At 67.0% G+C, this 13,065-nt stretch carries 12 protein-coding genes; 4 read left to right on the top strand and 8 right to left on the bottom strand.

What is annotated here, in order from left to right; all coding sequences use genetic code 11:
- Nucleotide 1 precedes the first annotated feature (1 nt).
- From ACFFGH_RS08885 to ACFFGH_RS08905, 5 genes are all read right to left on the bottom strand, one after another.
- Entirely contained in the window at nucleotides 2-2,542 is a 2,541-nt protein-coding gene (locus ACFFGH_RS08885; RefSeq protein ID WP_386667138.1) for a PAS domain-containing protein, read from the bottom strand.
- Between the two features lie 438 nt (nucleotides 2,543-2,980).
- Nucleotides 2,981-3,241 (bottom strand): hypothetical protein, encoded by a 261-nt coding sequence (locus ACFFGH_RS08890; protein WP_386667140.1) that lies wholly within the window; start codon nucleotides 3,239-3,241, stop codon nucleotides 2,981-2,983.
- 446 nt (nucleotides 3,242-3,687) lie between these two features.
- Nucleotides 3,688-4,836 (bottom strand): SDR family oxidoreductase, encoded by a 1,149-nt coding sequence (locus ACFFGH_RS08895; RefSeq protein ID WP_386667142.1) that lies wholly within the window; start codon nucleotides 4,834-4,836, stop codon nucleotides 3,688-3,690.
- Nucleotides 4,837-4,983: 147 nt separating this feature from the next.
- Nucleotides 4,984-5,550 (bottom strand): vitamin K epoxide reductase family protein, encoded by a 567-nt coding sequence (locus tag ACFFGH_RS08900; protein WP_386667144.1) that lies wholly within the window; start codon nucleotides 5,548-5,550, stop codon nucleotides 4,984-4,986.
- A 297-nt stretch (nucleotides 5,551-5,847) separates the two neighbouring features.
- Complete coding sequence (locus ACFFGH_RS08905; RefSeq protein ID WP_386667146.1) at nucleotides 5,848-6,708, bottom strand: halocarboxylic acid dehydrogenase DehI family protein; 861 nt, start codon at nucleotides 6,706-6,708, stop codon at nucleotides 5,848-5,850.
- 523 nt (nucleotides 6,709-7,231) lie between these two features.
- Between ACFFGH_RS08905 and ACFFGH_RS08910 the strand changes: the two genes are divergently transcribed.
- The gene (locus ACFFGH_RS08910) at nucleotides 7,232-7,639 is read left to right on the top strand and encodes an HU family DNA-binding protein (protein ID WP_386667148.1); all 408 of its coding nucleotides are present in this window, start codon (nucleotides 7,232-7,234) and stop codon (nucleotides 7,637-7,639) included.
- Nucleotides 7,640-8,166: 527 nt separating this feature from the next.
- On the top strand, nucleotides 8,167-8,490 hold the full coding sequence (locus tag ACFFGH_RS08915) for a YnfA family protein (protein ID WP_386667463.1): 324 nt from the start codon (nucleotides 8,167-8,169) through the stop codon (nucleotides 8,488-8,490).
- A gap of 213 nt (nucleotides 8,491-8,703) precedes the next feature.
- On the opposite strand, the gene ACFFGH_RS08920 is transcribed toward ACFFGH_RS08915, so the two are convergent.
- The 3 genes from ACFFGH_RS08920 to ACFFGH_RS08930 all read right to left on the bottom strand — a co-directional run bounded on the left by ACFFGH_RS08920 (nucleotide 8,704) and on the right by ACFFGH_RS08930 (nucleotide 11,636).
- Nucleotides 8,704-10,437, bottom strand: a complete 1,734-nt coding sequence (locus tag ACFFGH_RS08920) for a glycoside hydrolase family 15 protein (RefSeq protein ID WP_386667150.1) — start codon at nucleotides 10,435-10,437, stop codon at nucleotides 8,704-8,706.
- A gap of 104 nt (nucleotides 10,438-10,541) precedes the next feature.
- Entirely contained in the window at nucleotides 10,542-11,324 is a 783-nt protein-coding gene (locus ACFFGH_RS08925; protein WP_386667152.1) for a glucose 1-dehydrogenase, read from the bottom strand.
- A gap of 33 nt (nucleotides 11,325-11,357) precedes the next feature.
- Nucleotides 11,358-11,636, bottom strand: a complete 279-nt coding sequence (locus ACFFGH_RS08930) for a DUF427 domain-containing protein (RefSeq protein ID WP_386667154.1) — start codon at nucleotides 11,634-11,636, stop codon at nucleotides 11,358-11,360.
- Nucleotides 11,637-12,043: 407 nt separating this feature from the next.
- On the opposite strand from ACFFGH_RS08930, the gene ACFFGH_RS08935 reads away from it, so the two are divergent.
- Nucleotides 12,044-12,616, top strand: a complete 573-nt coding sequence (locus ACFFGH_RS08935; RefSeq protein WP_386667156.1) for a tetratricopeptide repeat protein — start codon at nucleotides 12,044-12,046, stop codon at nucleotides 12,614-12,616.
- Nucleotides 12,617-12,638: 22 nt separating this feature from the next.
- Entirely contained in the window at nucleotides 12,639-12,974 is a 336-nt protein-coding gene (locus ACFFGH_RS08940; RefSeq protein ID WP_386667158.1) for a hypothetical protein, read from the top strand.
- The last annotated feature ends 91 nt before the right edge of the window (nucleotides 12,975-13,065 follow it).

The raw sequence follows: 13,065 nt of genomic DNA on the forward strand, positions 1-13,065 counted from the left end.
CTCAGGTCGCCGCGTGCGGGCCGACCGGCACGGTCAACCGCACGGAGTAGCCGCGGCCCAGCTCCGACTGCACGTCCAGCACGACCGCCGCATCGAGGAACTGCGCGCTGTGCGCCAGCCGCTCCAGTGGCGAAGCGGCGACGTGCCCGGCAGCGACGTTCGCGCTGGTGCGCATCGCCTCGTTGACGTGCCACTGCGGCAGGCCAAAGCCCTCGTTCGTCAGCAGGATCACGGCCGACCTGCCGTCCTTGCTCGCTGCCACCCCGACGTCGATCGCGGAGTCCGGTGCGGCGTCGTCCAGCAGCAGGTCGAGCGCGTCCGCCAGCACGGCGCGCAGCTCGTCCGGCCGGCCGTACACGGTGCGCGGCCCGGCCTCGCCGACGCGGATCTCGACCTTCTTCTCGGCGGCGTGGTGCATCAGCCCGTGGCGCACGCGCTGCAGCAGCTGCGGCAGGTCGATCTGGACGTCGTGGTCGCCACCCGCGGTCGCGGCATCCAGCGCGCGCAGCATCTGCCTGGAGTCGTCGAGACCGCGCACGATGTGATCGATCATCACGTCGCGCTCGGCCGCGGCCGCGGGCAGCCGTTCCATGCCGCGCAGCAGGTGATCGAGCAGCGACCACGTGCGGCGCGTGTACTGGCTGGCGGCCTGGCCCACCCGCGCGCCGCCGTTCGCGTCGAGTGCGTTCGGCGAGATCTCAACGATCAGGCCCAGCAGTTCGAACGGCGAGCCCTGCAGCGCGCCGGCGCCCCGGGTCTGGCGGCGGATCGGATGCAGATACAAGGCGTAGTCGACCGAGGTCTCGAGGCTGCGGACCGGTAACCCGGCCTCGTCGAGTTCGCCGCGCAGCATCACGCGCCGCAGCGTGTCTTTCGCGGCGGTCGGCGAAAGCCCGCACAACTGCTCGAGCATGTTGTGCACCGACATCGCCAGCAGCGGCTGCGACACGGTAGCGGCAAGCTGCTCGAACGCCGGGTTTGCCAGCTGGATGCGCCCAAGCAGGTCGGTCACCGCGATCGGATGGCCGACCGCGGCAAAGACGTCGCGGTACGCGGCGATCTGTTCGCGCGCGCGCATTGCGCCGTCCAGCAGGCGCGAGCGCATCTGCGCCAGCGATGGCGAGCGCTGGCTCACCTCGCCGTCGGTCGGCTCGATGCTGTTGCTTCGAAGCACGACCTTGGCCAGCTCTTCGGCGTAGCGCGCGGCTTCAGGAACCAGCGTTTCGATCTCCGCATCCGAACGCGGGCGCACGCTGAAGGCCCAGAACCCGACCAGCTGGTCGGCAGCCACCAGCGGCGCGACGAAATCGAACAGCCCCTCGACCGGCTGCAGGAACGGGCGCTCCGGCGGTGTCGGTTTCTCGCGGGCGAGGGCTGTGGAAAACGGCGCACGGCGGTAGTCGCGCCGCAGCTCCACGATGTCCTCGACCGAGCAGCCGATCGCGGACACCGGCCTGAGGTGCACCAGGCCGGCAGGCAGCTGCAGCATCAGGCTGCGCTGCAGCTCGAAGAACTGGCTGACGAAATGGTTGACGTGTTCCCAGGTGAGCTCGGCGGGCTGGTCGAACGTGCGGCGCAGCGGCTGCTGGACCAGACCGGTGAGGCGGTGGTCCAGCTCGACCAGCGTTTCGGACAGCGCGCGGTTGCGCCTGACCAGGGTGTGCAGTGCGAAGTAGGCCAGTGCGATCAGTCCCGCGGTCGGCGCCAGATAGAGGCCCGCCCAGCGCAGCAGCACGAAGCTCAGGAGCAGGAGCGGTACGGTCGCAGCCAGCGAGGCCCAAAGCAGCGTGCGGAAGCGCGCCTGGCGCAGACCGAACCGAAGCGTGAGCAGGACCAACAGCGCCAGGGCGACGTCGGCACCCCGCGGCGCCCACCGGATTGCGTCGCCCTTGATCAGCGCATCGAGCGTCAGCGCGTGCAGCGTCGAGGGTTCCAGCAGACCGTCCGCGTCGTACAGGGGCGTCAGGTAGACCGGAAGCGCCGGCTCGGGAAACACGAGCGCCACGCGCCGGCCGGCCGCCTGCTGCAGTAGTGCCGGACTCGGCCAGGGATGGGCGTCGACGCGCGGTACCGCAGTCGCGGTGCGAACCGTGAAATCCGGTGAGACCGTCCGCGCTGCGGGCGGCTCGACACCCAGGCGGCGTGCAAGCGTCCCGATCAGGCACGGGCCGCCACCGGCGCGCTCGAACGGCAGCGCCCGTATCACGCCCTGCGCTGCGGGCGGGCGGCACACGTCGCCCGCGTCGAGCGTCAGTGCGCCCCTGGCCGGCGCGCTCCCCGCCGGCCGGATGACCAGAACCTCCGCCGCCCCCGCATTCTCGAGTTGGTCGACCAGCGCGGTCAGCGCAGCGGGCCGACCCGTCGCCCAGTCGCCGGGGTAACGCACCAGCGCCACGCCCGCTGCGGGGTCTTTCAGCGGCCCGACGCGCACCAGCAGGTCGAACAGCCATCCATCGAGTGGGGCGAGCAGCCCGGCGACCGAGGCCGCAAGCAGCACTAGCCAGGCCAGCACGCTGCGTGCCCCGGGAACCAGCGCGGACAAGGAAACGCGGGGTAGGTCAGGACGCCAGGCTGCGAATCTGGTGAGAAAACCGTTCTGTCCGATCACGCAGCGCTTCCAGCCAAGGGCGACCGGCACCGGTTCTCCGCGTTTTGATCGGCCGCACCTTGAATCACATCGACTTACCAGAATGTCCGGAACGGGCGACCGGGGCGCGTGAATGGTCGCGCGGGGGACGGTCGCTTATACGGCGGCGATGCTAACCCGGATGCATCTACTGGCGGCTCCACGCGGTGTGCACCATGTGCCGATCATTGAGCGAATCCATGTTTTTGCCGCTGCGAGCCGCACTGCCGGGGTGTGGCGGCGCGATCGCGACCGTGGCCCTCCAGCGCCCATGTGTTCGGATCGATGCGCCTCGTACCGGCGCTGTGGTCCTCCGTCGCGAAGTCCTGGTGGCCGCGGTGACGCCGGCTGATATCAGTCGACGTGTGCGGGGTGAACCGAATCGCGCGCCCGTGACGGATGCACCGCGCCGCGCACCGCGCCGAACATCACGTTCGAAGCGATCGGCACGCAATTGCGTGCCTTGGCGATCCACGAAAACACGGCCGTCATGTCGTCGAAGTTCACGAAGCAGGTGACGAGCCCGAAGATCACTCCGATCAGAATCCCGGCGCCCGTGTCGCGCCCGTTCGCCAGCAGCGCGAGCACGATGCACAGCATGAGGTGGATCGTCATCGCGACCATCATCACCGTCAGGTCGAACGACTGGTGGCGGCAGAACGTCGTGGCTCAGCATCACTGCGGCAATCATTCGCTGCGACGCCAAGGCTCTGCTTGCAGAAAATAGCGCCGCCGGCATCATGCGGACGGCGCCCACGATGCCCCCCTCGGTCACTGCGGCTCTGGCGTCGATACTTGCCCAGTGGTCGAGAGCTGTTTCCATCGCACGTTGCTCCGTATGCGGCGGTCTCGGCTGCAGCCTCGGGCTGCTTCTGCACAGCGCCATAGGCGCGACAAGCTGGCACGCCGACGCGCCTGCGCAGCCACGCGTCAGGCGTCGCGGCTGCAAAGCCCGTGTCACAAACCATCGATATCCCACTCCGGCGTAGACGGCTGACTGCGACGGTACGCGCGTCCCCTCCCGACGCGCGTATGGGCAGCCGCCTGGGCCGGGCCCGCGCTCAGGTCCGGGTCGACGAGGCCCCGACCGATGCACCTGCGCTGACAGCGGGCAGGGGTGCCAGCATGGGCTCGACTTCTACGCCCGATGCGTCCTGCCCGCCGTATTGCGCCAGAGCCTCCTGCCGCCGCGGCTCGCTTGAGGCATGCCGCCTGTTGGACCTTGCCCATGCGATCCCCGCAGCCGCACCGACTGCCAGCAGCCCGGCCGCCAGCAGTCCTGGATGCCGGGAAATCTGCTGCTGCAGGCTGTGCGTCAACGCCTGGTCATCGAAACGCCCGTGCGCGCCTTCATCCCAGTCCACCGTGGTGAAGAGGTTGTCCGGCCGGTCGTCGGCGTCCGGCTCCTCCGTGTGCTGGTGGTAGGCTTTGCGCGCCACCATGCGGTCCGCCAGGCCGGGGGCAAAGCGCTGCGCCAGGATGGTCTGCACCGCAGGCCCGCCTACCCAGAGTTCCCGCGGCGCTTCGGCGGCGGCGCGCAGCACGGCCTGCGCCGCGATTTCGGGCTGAAACATCTTCCCGACCGGCTTTGGACGCTTGTCCATATGACTACGCGCCCAGTTGAACTGGGGCGTGTTGAAACCGGCCAGTTGCACCATCGTGAGCCGGATGTCGGACTGGTCATGGATCAGCTCGGCGCGCAGCGAGTCGGTGAACCCGCGGATCGCGGCCTTCGCCGCGCAATACGCGGACTGGATCGGGATCGACCGGTAGGCAAGCGCCGAGCCGATCTGCACGATGGTGCCGCGCCCGCGCTGCTGCATGCGCTTGAGTGCGGCCCGCGTGCCATGCACCGTGCCCAGGTAGGTCACCTCCGTGACACGCTGGTATTCCTCTGGCGTCGTTTCATCGACGCGTCCGAACACGGTGACCATGGCGTTGTTGACCCACACGTCGATGGGCCCGAGCACACGTTCCACCTCATCCGCTGCCCGTTCGACTGCTGCAGCGTCGGCGACGTCGACCACGATCGGATGTGCAGTGCGTCCGGTGGCCCTGATCTCTTCGCTGAGCGTCTGCAGGCGCTTTTCGCCACGCGCGAGGACGGCAACGTGCGCGCCCTGCGCACCGAATGCCGATGCGATCGCACGGCCGATACCGGCAGAAGCACCGGTCACTACAACGACTTTTCCCGAAAATTGTTCTTGCATTTAAAAGCTCCTGTGGCACTTGGACGCGGGTCACCAGCGTCCGGCGTTGCGGGCCGGTGACACGGCGTCACCGTCGCGTTGGTCGCCGTAGCCCCTCCCTGCGGTTGCTCGCGCGGGCAGGGCGGCAGCGTTGTCCCGGGTAGCAGCTCAATGCCGGGTCTGCGACGTCCCGGTCAGATGGCGCGCAGCCTCGACGGCTTCCGGCGCCACCAGCGCGAACGTTGCGAAATGTGTCAGCGCATCCACGACGCAGTAGGGGCACCAGGCCTTGTCGACCTTCGGCATCTGGTGAAACAGGTATTTCGCGGCGATTGCGGCCTGCGGCGCCGAAACGGCGGCGGCCAGCAGCGGCAACCAGGGGCGGGTGCGCGCGCGGTCCGGGGGGCCCGCAGCGGCGAGCGCGACGTTCATTGCGTGCGCCAACAGAGTCAGCGGGCCGTCCGGCATGCCGTAGCCGAATGCTTCCTCGGTCGCGTTGACTTTGTCGGAGTCGAAGTGCGGCTTCGATACGGGCGGGTCGGGCAGGTGGCGCACCTTGCCCATCTGGTACAGCGATACGATCGCCATGCTCGCGATGCCGACGAGCGACACAGTTAGCACGTCGCGGCGATGCCGCATTTCGCTTCCCTGGTCGTTGCGGATCTGCTGCCTGAGTTCGGCCGGCGGAACGTCGCCGCTGAGGGCGGTACGCAGCGCGCTCTGTGCTGAAGTCATGCTGGTCTCCTGTTGCCTGGCCCGACTCGCACTGATGCTTCGCGAAGGCGCCGCGCCGCGGTCGGACATGCGCGGCGAACTGCAACGAAAAACCTCCCACAGACGCGGTTACCGCACGGTGAGCCCTCAGGCGTGGATGCGGCACAACGCGCTGGTTTCTGCCGGACGCGCTTGCGGAAAGTCCGCGTACGTTGCCGCACCAGACCTCGGTCCCTGCTGGTGCGGCCATCGCCACTCAGTAGGTTCGAAGAGGGGCTCGGACAGGCGCGATAGTTCTTTTTTGAACGCCAGGAGCTGCTACAGCGCCGGGCTGAAGGGCGACGATCGGGCAGCGTCTTTTCCGTCCAGCATCGCTTTGATGAGCCCGACGTCGAGCATCATCGACGGAATGAATTCGCGCCGGAATGCGGCGAGAAGATGCGAAATCTCCTCGGTGCGGGCCTGGTCCGGAATCGACGCGGGCAGTGGAAGCTCCGCGACCGCCGCCGTTGCCAGCGTCACGAGCCGACCCATGCGCTCGCGGTACGGCTCGGATCCCACCAGCGGCTCGACGCGCGTCCACGCGGGCTCGAGGAAGTCCGGCCAATTGGCAAGGACGCGGTAGTACGAAGACACCAGAGGGTGGCCGTGAGCGCGTTTCTCGCGCTCGAACAGTTGCCGGACCCGGTCGGAGGCGTCCTCCATCTTCACCATCGGTGCCTTGCCGGTGCCGTCGGCAATGCCCGACGGGATCGGGCGCTCGTCTCCGGACTGCCCGTTCCACCCGCCCTCATCCCATGCGGTCACGATCAGCAGCAGCTTGGGCAGCACGTAATGGATCGTGTCGTTGAACGCGCGGATCGTCGCCAGAGGGCCGATGTCGTCCCGGTCGAGCTCGGGATGGTCCGGAGCAGCGTCGAGCACTGCAGCGGCGCGCAGCCCGTCGGCGGCCGCTTCGAACGCGCGCGTGCGCGCGACCGGGGCCGTCCGCTCCCACGCCGGGACGAAGTACTCGGGGTCGTTCGCCAGAGTGCGGAAAATCAGGTTGATGATCGGGACGCGTAGCGTGCGCTGGATGTCTTCGTAGACGCTCCGGATGCGCTCGCTGGCCTCGTCCATCATGACTTCAGGACGCTCGGCAGCCAGTCGCACGCCTCGCGTAATCGATTCGTCGCTCATGGCTCCTCCTGGGCGGTGCGCTGGCCACGTGGCTCGTGCCAGGCGTCTGTAGTTCGCGACGAGGATGGGCGTCCGGTCGTAGCTATCGTGAAAAGGCGGGTGCAGCACGACCGCGAAGATCGCCGGGAAAGGCGTCGGAAACGGTTTGAAGGCCGCCAGGGCAAGCGTCCGTAGCGGGCCGGAAACCGGCCCGGATCCGCGAACCCCGGGGAGAGGCAGCTGGCGGCGAGCCCTGCCGGCCCACGCCAACGGCAAAGGACGTACGCCCGGTGACTCGCTTCCGTGGCAGGTGGGCTCGCCTTGGTCAGCAGCCGCCATCAGGCCGATAGGACGGCTCATGGTCGTCTATTCCGTCGCAAGGACGGCTCTGGGGGCCGCCTTATGCCCCTTTTTCGGGCCGGTTTCAGGCCGCAGTTGTCATCCGAAGCCGATTTCGCGCTGAATCAGCACTATTTCCCGTTATAAATGGCGGGAGTTCCCGTTATAAATAGCGGGTTGTTCCCTCATCCAGCAAGGAAGTCGAATGGCTACGAAGAAAGCTGCTGCAACCAAGAAGACCGCTGCGAAGAAGGCTGCGCCGGCCAAGAAGGCCGCTGCGAAGAAGACGACGACGCAGAAGCCGATCACCGAGACGATGGGCAAGACCCAGCTGATCAACCACCTCGCCGAGCGCACCGAGCTGGCCCCGCGCGAAGTGAAGTCGGTCCTGACCGCACTCGAGGAAGCCGCCCAGGCATCGCTGCACAAGAAGGGCGCAGGCACCTTCCAGATCCCGGGCCTGGTCAAGATCACGAAGGTCGATGTGCCGGCAAAGCCCAAGCGCAAGGGCATCAACCCGTTCACGAAGGAAGAGCAGGTCTTCGCCGCCAAGCCGGCCTCGACCAAGCTCAAAGTGCGTGCGATGAAGCGCCTCAAGGACGCTGCCATCTGAACCACGTGCCCGCCGGCCTGGTACCGGGCCGGCGGGTATCGAAGATTTGCCCGTGGCGTTGCCGAGCGGAGGGCAAAGACCCGATTCGCGCGACGTTGTCGGCCTGCGACCGGCAGTATTGCGAGGCTGGTGGTGGCGATCCGACCAACCGGAGACCACGCGCGGCGACTGCTCCCCGAAGACGTTCCCGTAGCCAGCAACGAGACCCAGCCCGCTGCGCGACGCGCGAACTGCACAACGATCGGTAGCGTCGGCGGACGCCGAAAGCGTATTCCAGAAGCTGGCTGATACCGCCCAGAACTGGCGTGTGCGTTCGGGCTCGACGCTAACAGCGATCGGTGACGTGAGTCGGCGCTTCATGTTGACCGTGCATCCGCGGGCTCGGCCGGCCGACGTACTTCGCCGGTCAAACCCCGCGCGGCGCGGTGCGGTCTGCCCTTCCTCCACCAGTCGCACGCAGGGAGCAGCCGCTGGCATCGGCCGCCCATCCACTGCCGGACAAGACGAGAGCTCGGGGCGTGATCTGGTTGAAGACGGCAAGCCTGTTTGTTGCTACAGCCCTGGCCGAAATCGTCGGCTGTTGGCTCGTGCTCGTGTGGCGCAAACAGGCGGGATCGTCATGGCTGCTTATCCCGGCGGCTGCCGCGTTGGGTATGTTCGCCTGGCTGCTGACCCTGCACCCGGTTGCCTCTGGCCGCGTGTACGCGGCGTATGGCGGCGTGTACGTCACGACGGCGCTAGCGTGGCTGATGTGGGTCGACGGCGTAGCACTGGACCGGTACGACGCGCTCGGGGGCCTGCTGATTCTTGCGGGCGCAGCCGTGATTATCGTGACGCATTGGAACGCTTAGGGCCGACGAACGACAGCAGCCGCTGTTTTACGACTTGGTCGATCTTCCGATCCGCACACGGCGTACTGTTTCCCCCAGACTTCATATCCCGCTCCGCGCGACGCGGCGCGGCCGTCTGGGTCGATGTGCCGGTCGCCAGCTCCGCATACCCCGAGTTGAACGTTTTCGACACCGGGCGTCGAGCAGGGCCGTGCAATCTCGTTGATGAGGCGGTCAACCGGCAGTGCCGCTGCCTGACTGTTTCAACGCGTCGCGGTAGTCGATGACGGCGCCGATGAAAGAGGCGTGGACGAAGGCTTGCGGAAAATTCCCGAGCATGGCCCCGGTCTCCGGATCCGCCTCCTCGGCGAAATAGCCCAGGTCGTTGGCGTAGCCGAGGATCTCCTCGAGTATGTCTCGAGCCCGCTCCAGGTCGCCCCGCAGCACCCAATACTGCGCAACCCAGATGGAGCCGGCGAGAAACGCGCCTTCGCGAAAGCGCGGCAGCTCTTCAAGGTGCCGCCAGTACAAGTGCCCGCGGCGGTAACGCGATTCCAGCAGCCGGATGGTCTCGAGCATCGCCTCACTGTCCGGCTCGCAAAAACCCCATGTCGGGAACAGTGCAGCGGACACGTCGACGGCGTCCGAGCCGGCATAGACAGCATAGGCGCCGTCGCGGGTCAGGCAGTGCGAGTGAACGTAGCGCTCGATCTCCTTCGATACCTGCCGCCATCGGTCGGCCATCGACTCGTCCTCGGCAAAGTCGGCGATGTACCGTAAGCCGCACGACGCGACGACCTTCGCGGTCGTGTACTGGCGTGGCTCGTGCTCTTCCCAGACTCCATAGTCGGGGCGGTGCCAGTTATCGACCAAAAAATCCGCTACACGTCTGGACGTTTCCCAGTGCTCCCGTGTGCCGTGACGGCCATAGATAAGCTTCGCGGCCAACAGGACGTTGGCGAATCCGTCGAGTTGCAGTTGATCGTTCGCGTCGTTGCCTATGCGAACCGGCCGGCTGTCCTGGTAGCCCGCCAGGTCCAGGCACGACACACCCTGGGCTGGTCCGGAATCCAGCGACAGGAACGGGGGCAGTAGCGGCTTGTCCTCGTTTTCGTGCAGAGCACTGCAGATGAAGTCGAGAAAACGCTGCTCGTCCGGGCCGTTGCTGCCTGCGCGAACCAGTGCGCTGACGATCATGCTGGCGTCGCGCATCCAGACGTAGCGGTAGTCGTAGTTCCGGTCGCCACCGGCCACCTCAGGTAACGACGTCGTCGCAGCGGCGATGACGCCACCCAATTCGCGATGCGTCAGCAGCCTGAGCGCACGCAGCGACTGGGCGACCTGTGGCTCGAACGGGCCGCGATAGGTGATCCGCGAGCTGATATCGCGCCAGGAGGCAACGGTGCACCCGTGCCAGTGGTCGAGGTCCGACCCGCTAACGGAGTCCAGCGGTGAATCGACCAGGACCATCCACGACGGCTGTCCCGGCGGAACTTCCAGAAGCACTGACTGCCCGTCGATCGCTAATGTGCCCGACGCATAGAGCCATTGGCACCCGTTGATGCACACGCCGTTCGCCGTCCGCGCCAGACGCACGGATTCGCGCGCGTAGTCCGGGGCAGGGGCAAGCCGCACCGTCAGAGGGAAGGGCGACTCCGTGAAGCGGCGGCAGATGCCGGCGGGGAGGTCTTCACCCAGCGGCATCCAGTCCGTCACCGTCAGGGCTCCGGCAGGAGCCACCAGGGTGGTCCGGAGGATCGCGCTGTCACCGGAGTAGCAACGGCTTTGGGGCTGGAGGTCGGCGGCCTCGATGCTCCAGGAACCGCCGGCTGCCTCATCGAGCAACGACGCCAGCAGCGACGGCTGATCGAAACGCCGCGGGCAGTACCAGACAACCGAACCGCGACGATCCACGATCGCTGCGGTCCGCCGGTCGCCGATCAGGGCCAGATCGCGGATCTCGGTCATTAGCAGACCCGCCTACGCGAGAGACCGAGGCCAATCACGGTGCGCACAGGCCCCAGGACAGGGCGGGGCGCGCGTCGCAAGGCGCTGCGGTAGCGCCTCGGTAGTCACGCCCCTTGTCCCTGGAACAGCATCAGCGCGCCGTCAACGACCAAGGTGGTGCCGTGGATGTAACGAGCCTTTTCGGAGGCCAGGAACACGGCGGCGTAAGCGATTTCCTCGGGTTGCGCGGCACGCTTCATCGGGATCGATTGCACCTGCTTCCTGCGCACCTCGGGGTCGTCCTTTGCTTCCTGATTCATCGGCGTCAACACCATGCCCGGCGCAATGTTGTTGACGTTGATGTTCTTCTCCGCCAACTCCAGCGCGAGCGTCGTCGTCAGATTGCGCAGCCCGCCCTTCGAGACGTCATACCCGGCAGCCCCGGCACGCGGGATTTCCTGGTGCACGCTGGTGATATTGATGATCGTGCCGTGCTTGTCGGTACCGTCGAGCCTGCGAATGAACTGCTGGCAGCAGAAGAACGGGCCGTAGAGATTCGTGCGGATGATGTTGTCCCAGTGCTCGAAGGACATGTCCTTGACGTTGTCGCCACCCACGTCGATGCCGGCGTTGTTGACGAGGATGGTGGGGGTGCCGAGCGTGCTCGAGACTTCATCGAAGAAACGCGCGATCGCTTCCTGGTCGCGCACATCGAGCCGGGTAACGAAGCCCTTTGTGCCGGCCGCCTCAACCTCGCGCAGCGTGCATTCGGCACCTTCGCGGTCGTGGAAGTAGGTGATGGCGACATCTGCGCCTTCGCGGGCGAACTCGATGGCGGTTGCCTGACCGATGCCGGAGTCCGCCCCCGTCACGATGGCGATTTCGCCGTTGAGAGCGTTTGCGGTCATGCCCGACTCCTTTTGGCGCTGCGCGCAGCAGCTTTAGTGAACCTCGACGCCTTTCCAGAACGCCACGTGGTCGCGAATCTCTTCGGCCGCCTGGCTGGGCTCGGGGTAAAACCAGGCCGCGTCGCGGTTGGTGTCACCGTCGACAGCCACGTGGAAGTAGCTCGCCTTACCCTTCCAGAAGCAATGGCTGGTGTGCTGCGAAGGCTGGAAATAGCGCATCTCCAGCGACTCACGCGGGAAATAGTGGTTGCCTTCGACCACCTTCGTGTCGTTACTTTCGGCAAGAACCGCACCGTTCCAGACTGCGCGCATGGCGATCTCCGGTCATGACGGGGTTGCGTAGGGGCGGCGTGCAGATACTGCGAGCATCGCCGAGCCGCAGTGCGCCCTGCCGAGGATGGTGGAGGCGGGGCGTTGATCGTCGGGTGAAACGGCGATGGCCTTGGCCGTGAGGCCCGCTTGGCTCTGCCGCGAGCGGCGGGCTCGCGCTCGCGCTTGTGTGCTGCCGAGCGCCGTTCGACGGACCGGTGATAAGGGGGCGTCGGGCCGTACGGGCGTGGCTCTAGCCATCATCGCGGGCCAGGCCGCCGGCCCCGGGGCTAAACTTCTGTGCTGCTGTTGGGATTATCCCGTTAATGGCCCGGGACACGCTGCATCCCCGATCCATCGCGGCGCCCTGTCCCTGGGAGTCCCGGGCCATTCTTAAAGGTGAAAGATCCATGGGTTACGAGAAGCTGGACACTGACGAGTTGCTCCGCTTGTCGCTGAACGCGATGAACAACGGACAGGACGGCGACGCGCTGGTTCTGCTGAAGACGCTCGTCGAGCGCGAGCCGAGCCATCCGATGGGGCGCTACCTCTTGGCCGCCCAGCATGCGCAGCTGGGTCTGATGGACAAGGCGGAAGAGGGCTTTCGGCTGGTCGTCGCCGTGGCGCCCGACTTCTTCATGGCGCGCTTCCAGCTCGGTCAGCTGCTCCTGGTCCAGGGCAATGCCACCGAATCGCGTGGTCTGCTGGAGCCTATGACTTCACGGCCCGATGCATTGGGGCGCTATGCGGCGGCGCTGGTTGCGGCCGGTCAGGATGACGCAGGCGGGGCGGTTGCGGAACTGCGTGCCGGTTTGGCGCTGCCCCAGGAACTGCCTGCGCTGGCATCCGATATGCAGCGGCTGCTCGCGACCCTCGAGGGGCTGGGCGGGCAGGCGCAGACGGCAGAGGCGGTCGCGCACGTCGCGCCGCCAGCCCCGATCTTCCTGACCGGATACGGCCAAGTCTCTACCCATGACGATTGACGCGGCAGGGGCTGCCGGGCGGATGATCGCGGCGCTGCAGCTTCAGAGTGTTACGCCGGGCGCGCGTCCGGCGCGGAGTGGCGGCCCTGTACGTGCACGCGCCGCTACGCCGCAGGCCCGCCGCGCGCGCCTCCAACACGATCTGAAGCGGCTGGCCGAAATGGCGGTGGCGGACTCGCCGCCCGGCACGGACGCTGTTCGTGTGCAGCTGGTCCGGGTGATGCTCCAGCACGAACTCGGCGAGCAGATCCGCGAGCATCCCGAATTCGGCGATATCGCCGACCGTGTCGCGGCCGCACTGGCCGCGGAGCCTGCGCTCGACGCCCGTTTCCTCGCCCTGGTGCGCCAGCCCAGGTGAGCTCTGCGCCCGTCGGGTGCGCCTTGCCGGACATGGTGTGACGTCGCAGTGAAAAAAGGTCGCCGTCACCCCTAAACCGCGACCGGGTTCG

Source organism: Lysobacter korlensis (genome assembly GCF_042434515.1).